Consider the following 15,979-nt stretch of genomic DNA (forward strand, 5'->3'; position numbering starts at 1 on the left):
CGTCGGGGCCGGTGTAGCGGGCGCGCCAGCGGCCGGAGGGCAGCAGCTCGAGCGAACCGAACGACCGACGAGAGTCCCGACGACGCGCGCTCATGCGTCGACCTCCGAGACGAGCGCGACGACGACGACCGAACCCGGCCGGTACGTCGCCAGCGTGCGGCGGTGCACCTCGGCCTCGGCTTGGGCCTCGAGCAACGTCGGGTGCCAGTCGTTGGACAGCGGGATCTCCGAACCCTGCCAGGTGCGCTCCACGACGACGTAGCCGAGCCGGTGCGCCACGCCGGCCTCGGCAGCCTCGGCAACGGCCTCGAGGCGCGGGCCGGGGCTGGCAGCGACGGGCAGGGCGTGCGTCGCGTTCCAGTGGCGCGCGAAGTCGGACACGAGCGCGCGCATCTCGCGGCCGGCGGTCTCGTCGTCTGCGGCGTCCTCGGCTGCGGTCCAGAGCCAGGCCAGCGCGAACCTCACAGCTGCATCATCGTCCGGGGCGCGGGTGAGGTGCTCGGCGAGCGTCGCGGGGTCGTCCTCGGGCCGGCGCACGGGCAGGTGGTGGACTGTCATCGGGGGGCCTACTTCCACGTTCTTCCACGACGGCCCGGACGGGGGATGCAGAACGGCCGTCCTCGCGGTGCGAGAACGGCCGTTGACCTGCGGTGATACGTGGAGCGGATGACGGGAATCGAACCCGCGTAATCAGTTTGGAAGACTGAGGCTCTACCATTGAGCTACATCCGCGTGGTCCCGTGGCAACAGGACCGACGGATACCTTAGCAGGACCTCCGGGGACGAGACACAGCCGCCCAGAGGCCGCCGGACCCTCTATGCTTCTCGACGGACCACGCTGTGCGTGGCCGCGGGGTGTGGCGCAGGTTGGTAGCGCGTCCGGTTTGGGACCGGAAGGTCGCAGGTTCAAATCCTGTCACCCCGACCATTGGCCTGGTGACATATTTTCACCGGTCGTAGTGACAGAACCTCTCGTCGAGAGCCCTCCGGGGCTCTGGGCGGGGGGTTCTGTCTGTTTCGGGCTGCTGTCGATGGGTGCAGTGCTGTGCGCGGGACTCCGGCGGCGAGCAGTGACGCGCGCTCGGGGTAGTTCGAGGGCGTGCGGGGAATCACTGGTAGCCCGTCAGGCTCTGGGGCCTGCGGGCTGCGTGGGTGTGGCTGTGGAGTTCGGTGCGCGGCGTGCCGCGCGGGTTCAGGTGGCGGGCGGTGCGCCGGGTCGCTGGGGGTTGGCGGCGGGGCGTGGGCCGCTTGGCGTGGCGTCCGCTTTTGAGGGGGCGTCGTAGAGGTCGGCGTCGTTGAGGGCGTTCTTTGCTGCCCAGCGGCGGATGACCTGGATGTTGTACTGGACGATCGCTGCGGTGACCATGATCGTGTTGGCGGTGATGCCGATCGCGCGGGTCCAGCCGCGGGTCATGGCGTATCCGGTGCGGGCCTTGAGGACGCCGAAGGCTCCTTCAACGGCGGTGCGCCGGGAGTAGGCGGCGATCCATTCGGGGGTGCCCCAGCGGTGGGGCTGGTAGTGCTTGCCGAGGACGGCGCTGGAGACGGAGATGGTCTCCTGGGTGAAGGCCTTGGTGCGACGCTGGGCGGCGGTGGCGTTCTCGCGGCCGTGGGTGCGGGTGAAGAACCGCTGGTGGCCCTTGGCGTGACGGCGTCCGTTGCGGACGAGCGCGTAGGGGGCCAGCGCTTGGATCTGCGCGTTGAACTGCTCGACCTTGGCGGCGCTTCGTGCGTGGCGCCTGCGGACGGGAGCGGAGGCGTTGGGCGCGAGCGGGGCGATGGAGTAGCGCTTCGGGTGGGTGATGTTGAACAGGTGGCGTGGGGTCCAGGGGGAGAAGGGCCAGCCGGCGAACATGATGACGCCGGTCTCGGGGTCCTCGCGGTAGCCGAGGTTGTCGTCACGCATGTCGAGGTACTGGGTGACGCCTCGGGCGTGGAGCTGGTCGGCCCATGCGGGGGCGACCCAGTTGGAGTAGCCGCGGTCGACCAGGAGCGTGGTGCGGGGGGCGAAGGGCAGGAGGGCGTCGTCGAGGAGGTTGATGGTCGATTCGGTGAGTCCTGCGTTGGCTGCGACGAGGTCGAAGGCTGTGATCGCCTTGATGGACTGCCAGGGGCTGCCGGGGGTGTAGGAGGTGACGGCGGCGTTGAGGTGGTAGCCGAAGAACTTCTTGGTGGCGGAGTCGGTGGTGACGGTGCGGTATCCCCAGTCGGCGTCGGGGTCGACCGAGGCGGTCGCCGGGCGACCCGCGGCACGCTGGGCGTCGGTGGCGCGGCGTCTGCCGAGGCTCCAGGCGGGGATCGCTGAGGCGTCGATGGCGTGCATCTCGGCGGTGGGCAGTGAGTCGGGCAGCGAGGCGCGCACGAGGGCGTTGAGCCACTCGTGGGTGGTGTCGGTGACGTCGAGGATGTCGTCGGCGTCGAGCCCGCTGGTGGTGTGGGCGGAGAAGTCCATGGCGCGCACGATCTGCTTGAACAGGTAGCGGACCTGGCGGATGGTGAGGGTCTTGGCCTGTCCGTGCTCGTCCCACATGAGGTCGGAGCGTCGCAGGCGTGAGGCGCTGAGCTCGTCGGTGAGGATGCGGTGGACGGTGACGAGGGTGCCGCTCCTGAACCGCTGGTTGGGTGCGACAAGAAGCGCCGCGAGGAGCATCTCGACGCTGAGGCGCCTGGGACGGCCGGCGGAGGTTGAGCGGATGGCGTCTTCGAGGTGCGGGGCGATCTGTGAGCGTCGCACGACGCTCAGGGCACGGTCGAACTCTGTCTCGACGCTGCGCAGGCTCATCGGGTCACCTCCGTGCTGCGCGCGGCGCGTTCGGAGGTGGTCGGGGTGATGTCGGGTGCGGTGCGTGTCTGCGCGGGCTCGGGCTCGACGTGGCGGGCGTAGGGGAGGAGGTCGGCCAGGGTGGCGGCTGTGGTCAGGCCTGCGTCGGCCAGCAGGCGGGGCAGGGGGATGGCGACGTGGATCATCGCGAAGAGCCACGTGGTGCGCAGCCGGGCGATGTCGAGCTTGACGGGGGTGCCGTCGGCTGTGGTCAGGCGCAGGGTGGTGACGTTCTTGCGTCCTTCGAGCCGCCCGATGAGCAGGTCGGTCTCGGCGCCTTCGTGCAGCGCAAGGCCGGTGCGCACGGCGGGGGCGTAGGTGTCGCGGATGATGACGGTGCGCGGGGCGGGGCCCGCCGGGACGGTGACGGTGAGGTAGGGCAAGAGCGTGTCGGCGTCGCGCTCGACGATGTCGCAGGCACGCACGTAGCGCAGGTCGCGTGCGGCCAGTCCCGCGCCGAGGGCGAGGCCGACGACGAGGGCGCCGGTGCGCTGGCGTGCTCGGCTGGGCTGGTTGGCGACGAGCTCGAGGAGGTCCTCGCACTCTTCGGGGCTGTAGGGGCCGCGCAGCGGGGTGTAGCGGGACGGGACGGCCAGGGGCTGGGCGTCGAGAGCGGCGACGAGGGCGCGCAGCAGGGACCGCGTGGAGCTGATCGAGGCCGTGCTGGCGCCGGAGGTACGACGTCGGTGGGTGATGTAGGCCTCGAGAAGGTCGAGGTCGACGAGGTCGGCGACGCTCAGCGGTCCGGGGTTGGCCGGTCCGGTGGGCTGGGTGTGCAGCCATCGGAGGTAGCCGACCGCGGCGGTGGCTCGGGTGCGGGCGATGTTGACCGTGGCGGGATTCGAGCCGATGACCAGGCGCATCGTGAGCGGACGCAGCTCGGCCCAGAGGCGGCCGGGGACGCCGCGGGGGTAGTAGTCGGCCAGGGCGGCGCGGACGTCGGCGGGCAGGCGCGCGGGGTCGGGCTCGGGGGCCAGGACCGGCCCGGAGGTGGCGCGGCGAAGGGTGTCGCGCTCGGCCTTGCGGGCGGCGCGTTCGGCTCGCATGGAGGTGCGAGCGGGCGAGTTGCTTCTCGTGGCGTGGGTGGGTGTGGCGTGAACCGCCTCCGTGCTTCGCTCATCGGTCGCCTGCAGGATGCGGGCGGTGTAGGTGAGCTCCAGGGTGCGCGCCGCGCGTCCCCGTGCAGTGCTCGCAGCGGCCTCGGCAGCAACAGCGCCGAGCGTCGAGCGCGTCACGGGGCGTCCGGCTGACGTCAGCGCACGCGCGACCTCCACGACGGAGGTTTCGCAGGTCGAGGTGCGCGTGATCGCGGGCATGCGGTGCGTCCGGCGGGAGCGGGCGGGCAGGGCGTGGGCGGTGCGGCGCGCCTGGGTGAGGTGGCGCGCGAGATGGTCGGCGGAGCGGCCACCGCCGGCGACGTGCACGTCCAGGACGGCCTGGATGGCTGGCGGGGTGAGCAGCGCGCGCAGGTCGGGTGCGTTCTGCCGGTCCCAGCCGTAGGGGCCGGCGAGCAGGACGCACAGTGCCCACGCGACGCCCCTGGCGCGGGCGGGGTCGTGCGGGGCGGTGCGGGCGGCGAGGGACCGCACGGGATCGGCAGCAAGCGCCCAGGCGCCGGCGGGCAGTCCACGGGGGACGTAGGCGGCGAGCGTCGCGATGACCTGTGCGTTGGGCGTCATGGCGCAGACCGTCGAGCGCGCGTGTGCGCGCGCAATGTCGTGACAGTTGACGTCGATGCCGGTGGGCCCTTGTGACGAGCTCGAGCGCCGCGACGGTCCGGGAGTGAGCGTTGCGACGCTCCGCACCACCTGTGGCGCACCGTTGCAGGGGTGTCCAATCCAGGAGGACCATGTCCACCACCACGATGCCCCGCAGGGGCACGAAGATGCAGGCCCGTCGACGTGCAGAGCTTCTCGCTCTGCGATCGTCGGTGGGAGCTGAGTGGGCCGACCGCATGTCTCACGGCATGCCCTCGGCAAAGCTCCTCCGGGAGCTGTCGATCCTCGAGCACGCGCTCACCGAGCGCTGGCCTCACATGAGCACGCGCTGGCTCACCGACTGGATCCTCGCTGATGCGGGCAGGATCCACGGCGGGCCCGAGGCTCGAATGCCTGGATGCAGGTACTGCGCTTCGGCGCAGCGGTAAGACACCGGGGTGGGTCTGGGCCGCGAGGCCCAGACCCACCCCGCTGTCAGCGTTGGGGGAGTCGCTGGGACGTCATGAGGGATGGCGACGTCCCGGGTAGCGGGTATGCGCGCGGCACTGGTCTGGGAGGGCCGGTGGGCACGATGCGCGTATGACAGGTCGAGAGCAGGGCGCGCCTTCCTGGATGGCGCACGTAGCGCCGGGGCGCTTGGACCGGCGCGTGCTGGACCAGGGTCGGTTCTGGGTGACGCGCCAGGGCGCGGTTCTGGGGCTGTCGGCGATGAGCGTCGAACATCTTCATGCAGTGGCGGACTTGCTGCGCGCTCAGGCGATGTGGTTGCACATGCTCGCGATGGCCGACCTCCTCACCGGCGCCGTGGAAGGCGCGGTGATGGGTGAGGTGCTGACGGTGGAGCTGGGTGGGGCGAGCATCGCGGACCTGGACGCGGAGGAGTGGCTGGCGACGACGCCGCTCATGCGCGCGATCGAGCACGAGACCCGCCGCAGGTAGGTCTCGAGTCGATCCCGGTCGGCTGCGATGTGGGCAGTAGAATGCCGCAGTCTTGGTCGCGCGTGGTTCTCGATAGGCTTCCAGCGGTCCACCTGGACCGCGATACGGCTTAAGGGGAGTCGAGGATGCACGACGTGCACACAGTGCGGGTGCGGACGGACGCGGCTCGCGCGTTCGCTGCGAAGTGGGCTGGGCGCGGCTATGAGAAGGGCGACACAGGGTCGTTCTGGCTCGAGCTGCTTCGCGATGTCGTCGGTATGAACGATGTGACGACCAACGTGCGCTTCGAGCAGGCGACGGCTACCCACGGCTATATCGACGTCATCATCCCGGACGCGAAGACGGTCATCGAGCAGAAGTCGCTCGGCATCGACCTCGACAAGCCGGACCGGCGCCAGGGCCTCTTGGTGACGCCGTTCGAGCAGGCCAAGCGGTACGCCGACTCGCTTCCCAACTCTCAGCGCCCCGACCGCATCATTGTGTGCGACTTCGACCATTTCCGCATCCACGACCTTGAGGTCGCGACGCCGGCGACCAATTACGTTTCCTTCCGCCTCGCAGAGCTGCCTGAGCAGCTGCATCTCCTCGACTTCCTCGTCGACCCGCAGCTGGCGCGGCGTCAGCGCGAAGAGCGTGTCTCGCTCGACGCGGGCCGACTGATCGGCCGCCTCTATGACCTTCTCCACGCCCAGTACCTGGATCCGGACTCCGAGGAGAGCCGCCACAGCCTGAACGTCCTGTGCGTACGGCTGGTCTTCTGCCTGTTCTCCGAGGACGCGGGGCTGTTCCCGAAAGACGCGTTCGCGAACTACCTCGCAGGTGTGCCCGCACGTCAGGTGCGGGGTGCGCTTCGCGAGCTGTTCGACTACATGAACACCGCACCCGATGAGCGAGACCCCTACGCCTCGCAGGAGCTCAGGGCCTTCCCCTACGTCAACGGCGGGCTCTTCGCCGACGCCGGCGCGACTGAGATCCCGAACTTCACCGACGAGATCGTCAAGGTTCTCGTGGAGGACGTCTCCAAGGGCACGGACTGGTCGGCTATCTCGCCGACGATCTTCGGCGGTGTCTTCGAGAGCACCCTCAACCCGGAGACGAGGCGCTCTGGCGGGATGCACTACACCTCGCCGGCGAACATCCACAGGGTGATCGACCCGCTCTTTCTCGACGACCTCAAGGCCGAGCTCGACGGGATCCTCAACGCGGACGGTGTCACACCACGCGCTCGCGCCGGTGCCCTGGGACGCTTCCACGACAAACTCGCGTCACTGACCTTCTTCGACCCGGCGTGCGGTTCAGGCAACTTCCTCTCGGAGTCCTATCTCGCACTTCGCCGCCTGGAGAATCAGGTGCTGTCCGCGCTGCACAACGGGCAGGCGATGTGGGCGTTTGATGCGCCCGATGGGGCCAAGAACAACCCCTTGAAGGTCTCGCTCAAGCAGTTCGTCGGCATCGAGATCAACGACTTCGCGGCCAACGTCGCTCGGACGGCCCTGTGGATCGCCGAGCTTCAGGCCAATGCTGAGACGCAGACGATCGTCATGCAGGTCATCGACGACCTTCCTCTCACTGACTCGGCGCAGATCACCCTCGCCAACGCTCTCGAGGTCGACTGGGAGGAGGTGCTACCGGCGGACTTGTGCTCGTACATCATCGGAAACCCGCCATTCCGAGGCGCCCGGTACCAGACACGTGAGCAGAAGGCCGAGCTCGTAGCGGTGTTCAACGGGGCCCGCAACGTCGGCAACATCGACTACGTCGCGGGCTGGTTCATGAAGGCCGCACAGTACATGGGTGATCACAAGATTCGCGCGGCCTTCGTGGCGACGAACTCGATCTGCCAGGGCGAGCAGGTCGCCAACGTCTGGTCTCCGATCTACGACTTGGGCGTGCGGATCGACTTCGCACACGACACATTCAAGTGGACGAATGAGGCAAGCGGTGCCGCAGCAGTCTTTGTTGTGGTCGTCGGATTCTCCAAGCAAGGAGATAAGAAGAGGCTCTTCCGTCACCCTCGTCCGGACCAGCCCGCAATTACTGAGTTCCCCGCACAACTCAATGCGTACCTAAAGGATGCGCCGGACGTCTTTGTGTGGAGCCGTTCCAAGCCAATCTGCGACGTGCCGCCGATCGGGATTGGTTCCCAGCCGCTGGACGATGGCAACTATCTATTCACGAGTGAAGAGAAACTGGCATTTCTCGAGGTCGAGCCGGGGGCCGAGAAGTACTTCAGGCGCTGGCTTGGCGCGCGCGAGTTCATCCAGGGCATCGAGCGCTGGGCATTGTGGCTTGGAAATGCGACACCCATGGAGCTCGCGCGAATGCCTGAGGTGATGAAGCGAGTCAAAGCTGTCCGGGAGTTCCGATCCAAATCGAACCGCCCGCAAACGCGCAAGGCCGCGGCTGCTCCACAGCGCTTCGGAACCGAGATAATTTCCACGACAAACTCACTCCTGATCCCGCAAGTGTCGTCTGAACGTCGCAACTACATCCCCCTTGGCTTCGTCGGGCCAGAAACCCTCTGCAGCGACAAGGTGCGCCTGTTGCCGAACGCGACGCTGTATCATTTCGGAATGCTGCACTCGTCGGTCCACAATGCATGGATGCGCATGGTGGGTGTTCGCCTAAAGTCGGATTACAGCTATTCAAACTCGATCGTCTATAACAACTTTGTATGGCCTGATGCGTCCGAAGCGCAGATGCGTCAGATCTCGGCGCTCGCCCAGGACGTCCTCACTTCTCGTGAGGGTCTGATCGGGATGACGATCGCTGAGATGTACGACCCGGACCGTCAGATCCTTGTCCCCGGCCTCGTCGCTTCGCACGCGGCGCTTGATGAGGCTGTGAAAGAACTGTATGGTGCCGCACCGAGCGCGACGGATGGAGAGATCGTCGCGCTCCTTATGAGAATGTACGCCGATCGCTTAGGTGTGTCCGCGCGTTAGGAGATTGTGGGAACTTGAATGCGCAATTCATTGGGTGGGCGGGATGGCCCGATTGACTCGTGAGTCACGAGCCGACTCTGCAATCCGCAACGCCTGGCGGGGCGCGTGGCTCACTCTCTCACTCTCTCACTCTCTCCAGCGCGTGCGGGATGCATGTAGCGCCGTATCGGCAGCGTTGAGCTTTCTCGTGATGTCAGCGACCCTCGAGGGTTCGGCATGACTTGGTGTCCGAACTGATTCTCTGCTGCGGGTGGAGACGCTGCCCGCGATGATCGGAGTGGCCGGCGCCTGCGTGTCGAGTGCCGCCTCCTGCGGCACTGGCATCGTAGGGTGGTAGTAAATCTCGCTTTCAGCGGAGCGTGACAAAGTTGAATTTACCCACCCTGCAACATCGTCTGTCAACGGGCGGCGCATTGCTCCAATGCGACGAGACTCACCGATGATAAGGTGGTGTGGGCTGGCCGGCATAAAGACGCTTGATCCAAGCGGCACTATTCCTTGCCAATGGTCGGCCGGCCTCTCAACGGCCACCGAGCTGTCCGAAGTGATCAGCATGGCACTATCGCTCGTCGCCACGCTCCACTCATAGTTTCGGAGCCTTGACTGAGTTTCATTAATGATTGATGCCATCGTTCGAAGTTGAGACCGTGTTGTCTCGGCATGGTCTATCGGCAGGTTTGTGACGAAGTCAATGACTTGGGGATGGAAGTATATTCCCCTTGTTCTGTATCGCTCGAAGGTTGCAGCGGTTACCTCAGGCTTCAGGTTTGAGTCGAACTCGTGCATCATCCTCCGTATGTAAGGCGAGCGACATAATGAGGTGGCGATGAACCATGCGATGGGGTCAGGGTCGTATGGGCATGGCGGAATACCTACCCTTGCGTGTTCGAGGACCGGCGCAGCGGGAGCCTCGGCGCGGGCTCCCAGCCAGACCTCGACTGCGTCGTCCGGCTTGCCGCTGATGCCCTCAAAACTGTAGAAGTTGTTCCTTACAGAGGCGTTGTTCAGGTGCGTGACGAACGTTGCGCCGCTGCGATTAGTAACCGCGACCCTACTTTGCGAGTCAGCAAATCCCTTGAGTAGCACTTTCGGTACCGTGTGGTGTCGGCGACTGATTTCTCGCCTCGATATCATGGAGACATTTGACACTGGCATTCCGTTGTTTCCAGTAGGTGAATGGTGGATGCTTGCAGTGCCAGAGAACTCCGCTTCACGCTCGCCTGGCGGTTATTTCATAGCTCCATGCGCAGGTGACGATTGTGACTCGGTCACGATACAGGGCGTGCTCTGTGTGCGTGCCTGAAGGTGGACGGTGACCCTTGGGCCGGTTGGAACCGCAGGTGCTGTCGCGGTGGCGGCAAGGCTTGCGACCTTTCGCCGCAAGCTGTCAGCATCGCCAGTCCTCAAGCTTGCGATGGCAGATGTTGCGAGGTTCTCGAGATCGTCGAAGCCGTGGTTATGAGCGAGGTCACGGATTTTCCGCAGTCTCTTCACCATCGTGGGCTGGTCGTTGAGCAGAAGGTTCGCCAGTGTTGCCACGGCAAACTCGACGTCCGGATGGCTGAGGAGGCATGTCCGCCCGCGTGTCGTCTTGTGGCGGAGCTCGAGCAAGGCGATGCATGTCGTCGCGGAGTCGATTCCGACCTGTTCGCTGTAGTCGTTATAGTCAACGAGGTCGATCTCGAGAGGCTCACTCGGAAGGCCCGTCACGGCGACCGTCAAGCGTTCGATGCCGGGGCTGGCCTGCTCTGCGAGGGCGAGCGCTGTCGTCAACACCTCGGTGGGCGGCAAGCTTGCCTCTACCGTCCAAGTTCCGTTTCGGACAGTGGACTGGACATCGTCGATTCCGAAGCGGTGCTCGAGGTTCCAGGTGGCAAGATCGTGCGAGAACAGCCCCATGTACTCGGCATCGTCGGTAGAAGTGGGGACGTTGATCCCGGCAAGCTCGAGTGCAGCGTCCAGCGCCCACATTGCCGCCTGGAGCGACTCGAGGAGTGCAAGGACCCGGTCAACGTAGTCGTCCAGATCCATGACTTCCTTGTGGGACCTGAGAGCGATCGTGACGGTGACTTGAGACTCGTCGAAGTTGAAGGCGCTGCCGTGGTGGGCAGAGTTGCGTAGGTAGGCGGGCATGTCGGCGCTGAGCGTCGGGAGCCGATGGTTGAGCTTGCTGATGAGGTCTGTCGAGTTCCACTCGAGGAACTTGCGGTACTGATCGACCCCCTCGGCGGCTCCCACCAGCAAGCGATACCAGACCAGGAGTGGCATCGCGGACTCTTGCAACTCCCCGACAGATCTTGCGAGTCGGCGGACGACCGCCGCACCTCTTCTCTCGGTCGCCACCACTTGGGTGAAGTGGTTCAGCGTCTCGAAGAGGTCGCGCCGTAGATGCTCGAGCCCCTGGAGCGCACCGTCCATCGCCGCAATCTCCCGGAGCCGCTCCGGGGGCGCGCACACCTGGGATGCTTCCCGGACCTTCAAGCTAAACACCTGTGGGCTGTAGAACGCCGACGCAACGACCTCGAGGATGAGGAAGCTCATGGAAGCGCCATCGGCCACGTCGCTGCCGGTCACCTGACGAGCCCTGCGAGCTCCCTCTTCGACCAGCTCGTTCCTGCTGGCACCGGGGTGCAAGATCTGCAGCGAGAGCTGGAGGCGCCGGGTCAATGACGGCTCTGCGCTCTGGCTGGTGAGGACGTCGATGGCCTCGCCGACCGTCCGCGCGTCACTTATGAAACGGGGTGCTCTGTCGAGAAGGAACTGTCCCTGGCTGCCCAACTCCTGGGCGTGGGCCATGTCGAGTGTTGTCAATGCCTCGCGGTAGATTGGCCAGATCCGCTGAAGCTCCTGCGCCACGCCAAGATATGCGCGCGCCTTGGCCCCGGGGCGTCGCGAAGCTGCGGCGTCGAGGGTGTCGACGAGGGTGTCGAGTCGTCTTAGGGTTCGCGCCATCTTAACGGGTGCCCCCGAACCCGCCGCAGGATCGAGGAGCTCACTGAGGTGCGCTTGGAACGCGTTGGCGAACGTTAGGAGTGCCTCGTGGGCTGGCTCTTCGTGAAGTTCGCAATCGCTGGAACGTTGGTCGTCGAGTGCGTTGGAGAGCGCATCAACTGCTTGCCGACGCCGGACAACCGCGTTGTTGACCTCGCCCAAGCGTGGCGGCTGGCCACATTCAGCGCATGCGGTGCCCAGCACTCGTTGCGCCTTGCAGCGCAGGCACGGGGCGACAGTGAATGGCATGTGAGCCTTGGGGCGCACCGAGCCTCCTCAGGGTGTGCGGACGACAGAGTCGGTGGAACGCCGGCGACGTCCAGAGCCGGACTCAGGAGTACCGCATGGGACTGAATAGTGGCTCGGGCCGTGCAATTTGCGGGCTGACCCTTGTGCAGCGGTGTCCGGCGGCGGGCACTGAACCTTCGAACTCCGAATGCTGGCTATTGCAGATCTCCCGAGGATCCAAGGTCGTCCTTGCGGCGGGAGTGACATGCCGATCGCCCCGTCAGAGCTACTTGCCTTTGACGGTGGTGGACGGGTGGCGCGCGGCGTAGGCGTCAGTCACGAAGCGGCCGGTGACGGCGCTGCGGGCCGCAGTCGTCGGCTTAGCGCCCGAGGTGATGGTGATCGTTCTCTTGGGACTGCTTGCAGCCTTGCTCGACGGGACGAACCGGCCCGTTGCTGCGCTGTGCGTCGTAGTTCGCTTCGACATGTTGCCTCGACCGCCTCTCCAGACCTGGTGCGGCCGGTGGCCGCTCCTTCGCTCCAGACTACATCCGTGTAACCACAATATGTAGTAGTGCTGCCGAGAGTCTCGCCCAAGATGTTGGGCGTCTGACGCGCGGCTGGTTGTGGCGCGAACGCTGGCTTCCGCTCTGGTTCTTCGGTAGTGCATGACCCGCGCGCTTGGCCTGGCCGGCCCCGTGGCGTGTTCGGGAACTGCGTCGCCGGAAGGTCGGGAATCTTCCAGGACGGGGGAGCGGCAGTGCGGGCGGCCGAGGAGTCAGTTGGGCGGTCACGGACGCAGTGGCCGGGGCGGCTGGAAGTGGCCGGTGCCGGGATGGCGTGGATGGTGCGTCCATCTTTACCCCGCCGAGTGCTGATGCGAAGAATGCCGAGGCACTGCACAGGATCGTGTCGGCTCGGCGCAGCTCGTGGCTTTCCCGCTCGGGCGCGGCCAGGAGCTCAGCGTCTGCGGTCGTGGTGCCGGGGCGCGTCCCGGCGTCGATCTCGGCACGCTGGACCCAACTGCGCAACGTCTCGGGGTTGATCCCTAACTGCTCACCGATACGCCGACACGCGCCAGCCGCCGAGGCGCTCTCCTTCTTGGCCTCGAGCACGAGCCGGATCGCACGCTCGCGAAGCACGCCTGAGGTACTTCCTGGGTGCTGCCATGACTCTCACATCCTCCGTTGGTTGAGAGCCTCTACGAAACCTGGGGCGGTTCAGCACCGACAAAGCCCTGCATTGCCTGAACGCCCGCCGTTAGGCGCTGCGGATCTCTTCCGGAAGCGAGGGGAGTGTCAGGGCTCCCTCATCCACCTTCACGGACGACCCTCGACCCCTGAACGGCTTGGCTCGGTGCACTGAGACCGAGCCTCCGCCGGCTCAACCACTGGCCGACGATACGCCGCCCTGGTCGGCGCCCGAGAGGACCTTGCAGAGGCGTGGAAGCAGGACGTTGCTAACCGTGCGGGGGTTGCGCTCAACCGCCACCCAGTCTCTTGAATGATCCGGGCGGGCTCGGCCGCAGACCGTTCATTGGCCTGAACTGGGGTGCGCCTGCCCCGCTGCCAAGTCATGGTGATTCCGTTCTCGCGCGTCCCGACGCGAGCGCTTTGGCGGACCGCCGTCGCTTCGTTCAACGGACGATTGCTCCGTATACTGCGACAATGACGAAGACTATCCGGGATACCGCTCTCCAGGACCGCGGCGGTGTAGCTACAGTTCAGCAAATTGTGACGAGGGACATTCGTTGGGTCTTCCGCGAACAGACAACCGACGACTTCGGCATCGACGCGCATCTCGAGGTGGTGGAGAACGACGGTGTTAGTGGCCGTCTGATTGCGGTACAGATCAAGTCGGGCCCGAGCTATTTTTCAGAGCCCCACGAGGGTGGATGGTGGTTCCGGCTCGATAGTGCCGACCTTGGGTATTGGATGGATCACTCGCTGCCCGTTATCGTTGTACTTTGCAACCCAGATTTAGGGATCGCCTACTGGCAATCCGTGAGTGAGAAGACTGTTGTCGTTGGCAGTCGTGGTGGCAAGAAGATACTTGTCCCTACGGCCCATCGACTTGGTCGTGAGTCGCGACGTGAGCTGGCTAAGATCGCTGAAGGCAGTCCTTATGAACTCCGCCTGCGCGCCCTCCGACTGGCACTGCCGTGGATGAAGCTCCTTCAAGACGGGCGCAGAATCCTACTCGAGGCCGACGAGTGGATTAACAAGACCTCTGGGCGGGGCGACATCGTTATCGCGTCAGTCGACGAGGACGGCGAGGATCGCCAGGAACTCGGGAGTTGGTACATCAGGGCGGGCTTGCGCCCGTACGAGGATCTTTTGCCGACACTCGTGCCCTGGGCAGACTTGTTTCTTCATGAGGAGACCTATGATGATGCCGACCGTCAGGAGTGGGAGGAGTCTTGCGTCTTCTATGACGGCGAAGGCGACCGCATTGTTCTCGAGGACTATGCTGAGTGGCGCGAAAGGACTCTTGGAGAATGTGCTTTGCGCCCTTACATCAACTTGGCGAACGAGATCGATCGGTGGCGCCTCGAACTCGGCTTGAACGATCTCGGCCGGAGTTTTCTCGCCGTTGACCGATTTGCGCTGGGAGATGGGGCATTCCTCTCCCCGCGATGAGTATCCCATCCTCCGTTCTGGTCGGCGTCGCAAGGGGCGGCAGTGTCGTCGCGATTTGGAGTCGCTCATAGTGGCTGAGGTGTCGGAGGTGGCTCTCTTGAATGCGAGCGGCTTTAGGGGCCCTTCCCATCAGAGGGTGTAGGGCCGGCGGGGTGATCTGGAGATGCGGGTGCAGGTCGAGCTCCCCCGATGATGGAGGTTCCTACGCCTTCCATCCGAGAGGCCTCGACGTGCACGACGGTACCTTCTGCCTTCCTGACCTGACGACGTTCTGCCGCCTGGACGAGCTTGGTCTCGTCGTTGTCGGGCAACGCTTGGAGCCTGAACGGACGGTGCTGGAGTGCCGCGTCGTCGCGCGCGAGAACGACGCGTTCTGCCGCAGGTGCGGCGCCGAGGGCGTCATCCGAGACACTGTGACGCGGGCGCTCGCGCATGAACCGTGCGGGTGGCGTCTGTTGACGCTGCTGATCAGGGTGCGCCGGTACCGCTGCTCGGGCTGCCGGCGGGTGTGGCGCCAAGACACCACGGCCGCAGCCGCGCCGCGTGCGAAGCTGTCGCGGGCGGCGGTGCGCTGGGCCCTGGTCGGGCTCGTGACCCAGCATCTGACGGTCGCACGGGTGGCCGAAGCGTTGGCGGTCGCGTGAGGCACCGCGAACGACGCTGTCCTGGCCGAAGGCATGCGCCTGCTGATCGACGACCCTGCCCGGTTCGACGGCGTCGCCGTGATCGGGGCCGAGGAGCACGTGGCGTCACACGACGCGCGGGGAGAAGTGCGTGACCGTGGTCATCGACCTGACCTCGATCCGGGACGGGGTCGGACCAGCGAGGCTGCTGGACATGGTCGAGGGCCGGTCCAAGAGCGCGTTCAAGACCTGGCTCGCCGCGCTCCCCAAGTCCTGGCGTGACGGCGTCGAGGTCGTCGCGATGGACGGGTTCACCGGGTTCAAGACCGCGACCGCCGAAGAGCTGCCCGACGCAGTCGCGGTCCTCGACCCGTTCCACGTCGTGCGGTTGGCCGGCGACACGCTCGATCGGTGCCGCCGCCGAGTCCAGCAGGACCTGCACGGTCATCGTGGCCGCGCCGGCGACCAGCTCTACAAGGCTCGGCGGACCCTGCACACCGGCGCCGACCTGCTCACCGACAGACAGGCGGCGAGACTGGAGGCGTTGTTCGCCGACGAGGACCACGTCGAGGTCGAGGCCACCTGGGGTATCTACCAGCGCGTGATCACCGCCTACCGCCACCCCGACCGCGCCCAGGGACGCACACTCATGACCGCCGTCATCGACTCCCTGACTCGCGGCGTCCCGACAGCACTGCACGAGCTCGCCACCCTCGGACGGACCCTGACCAAACGCGCCGCCGACGTGCTCGCGTTCTTCGACCTGGCCGGCACGAGCAACGGCCCCACCGAGGCCAGCAACGGCCGACTCGAGCATCTACGCGGCTCCGCCCTCGGCTTCCGGAACCTGACCCACTACATCCCCCGATCACTCCTCGAAGCCGGTGGCTTCAGAGCCCGGCCACACCCTCAGATCGGATGAGCCGACAATGCCGTCATCGAGAGCAACTGGCCTCGGATGCAGGTCGAGCCCTTGAACCGCAGATGCTGGCGCACGCGTCTTGAGCTTGCCAACGCGATCTTCGAGTACCTCGAGATTCTCTACAACCGTCTGCGACAGCACTCCACCATCGGC

General features: G+C 65.8%; 8 protein-coding genes, 2 tRNA genes and 2 pseudogenes. 6 read left to right on the forward strand and 6 right to left on the reverse strand.

What is annotated here, in order from left to right:
* Positions 1-90 precede the first annotated feature (90 nt).
* Together IGS67_RS08555 and IGS67_RS08560 are read right to left on the reverse strand one after the other, a co-directional pair.
* Complete coding sequence (locus IGS67_RS08555) at positions 91-558, reverse strand: hypothetical protein (RefSeq protein ID WP_192279717.1); 468 nt, start codon at positions 556-558, stop codon at positions 91-93.
* A 100-nt stretch (positions 559-658) separates the two neighbouring features.
* A tRNA-Gly gene (locus IGS67_RS08560) sits at positions 659-732 on the reverse strand.
* A gap of 119 nt (positions 733-851) precedes the next feature.
* On the opposite strand from IGS67_RS08560, the gene IGS67_RS08565 reads away from it, so the two are divergent.
* Positions 852-928: transfer RNA gene (locus IGS67_RS08565), tRNA-Pro, on the forward strand.
* 264 nt (positions 929-1,192) lie between these two features.
* Here IGS67_RS08565 and IGS67_RS08570 read toward each other — a convergent pair.
* Positions 1,193-2,782, reverse strand: coding sequence for a hypothetical protein (locus tag IGS67_RS08570; RefSeq protein WP_192279719.1), 1,590 nt, complete (start codon positions 2,780-2,782; stop codon positions 1,193-1,195).
* A complete protein-coding gene (locus IGS67_RS08575; protein ID WP_192279721.1) occupies positions 2,779-4,500 on the reverse strand; it encodes a hypothetical protein in 1,722 nt (573 codons plus the stop codon). The genes IGS67_RS08570 and IGS67_RS08575 overlap by 4 nt, the downstream gene beginning before the upstream one ends.
* 687 nt (positions 4,501-5,187) lie before the next feature.
* Here IGS67_RS08575 and IGS67_RS08580 point away from each other — a divergent pair.
* Together IGS67_RS08580 and IGS67_RS08585 are read left to right on the forward strand one after the other, a co-directional pair.
* Positions 5,188-5,478 carry a hypothetical protein gene (locus IGS67_RS08580; protein WP_192279723.1) on the forward strand — a complete coding sequence of 97 codons (291 nt, stop codon included), beginning with the start codon at positions 5,188-5,190 and terminating at the stop codon, positions 5,476-5,478.
* 125 nt (positions 5,479-5,603) lie between these two features.
* Positions 5,604-8,423, forward strand: a complete 2,820-nt coding sequence (locus IGS67_RS08585) for a class I SAM-dependent DNA methyltransferase (protein WP_192279725.1) — start codon at positions 5,604-5,606, stop codon at positions 8,421-8,423.
* Between the two features lie 126 nt (positions 8,424-8,549).
* On the opposite strand, the gene IGS67_RS08590 is transcribed toward IGS67_RS08585, so the two are convergent.
* A complete protein-coding gene (locus tag IGS67_RS08590) occupies positions 8,550-9,578 on the reverse strand; it encodes a DUF4238 domain-containing protein (RefSeq protein ID WP_328742130.1) in 1,029 nt (342 codons plus the stop codon).
* 72 nt (positions 9,579-9,650) lie between these two features.
* Positions 9,651-11,576: a hypothetical protein gene (locus tag IGS67_RS08595; protein ID WP_192279729.1), complete on the reverse strand. Its 1,926-nt coding sequence runs from the start codon at positions 11,574-11,576 to the stop codon at positions 9,651-9,653.
* 1,733 nt (positions 11,577-13,309) lie between these two features.
* Here IGS67_RS08595 and IGS67_RS08600 point away from each other — a divergent pair.
* The 3 genes and pseudogenes from IGS67_RS08600 to IGS67_RS14515 form a co-directional block, all read left to right on the forward strand.
* Positions 13,310-14,281, forward strand: a complete 972-nt coding sequence (locus IGS67_RS08600; protein WP_192279731.1) for a DUF4365 domain-containing protein — start codon at positions 13,310-13,312, stop codon at positions 14,279-14,281.
* A 230-nt stretch (positions 14,282-14,511) separates the two neighbouring features.
* Positions 14,512-15,826, forward strand: a pseudogene (locus tag IGS67_RS08605) (ISL3 family transposase).
* Positions 15,827-15,829: 3 nt separating this feature from the next.
* Positions 15,830-15,971: pseudogene (locus IGS67_RS14515) on the forward strand (IS3-like element ISAar24 family transposase); the annotation flags it as partial.
* Between the last annotated feature and the right edge of the window lie 8 nt (positions 15,972-15,979).

Origin of the sequence: Flavimobilis rhizosphaerae (assembly GCF_014852685.1) — a bacterium.
In the GTDB taxonomy this organism is placed as follows: domain Bacteria; phylum Actinomycetota; class Actinomycetes; order Actinomycetales; family Cellulomonadaceae; genus Flavimobilis; species Flavimobilis rhizosphaerae.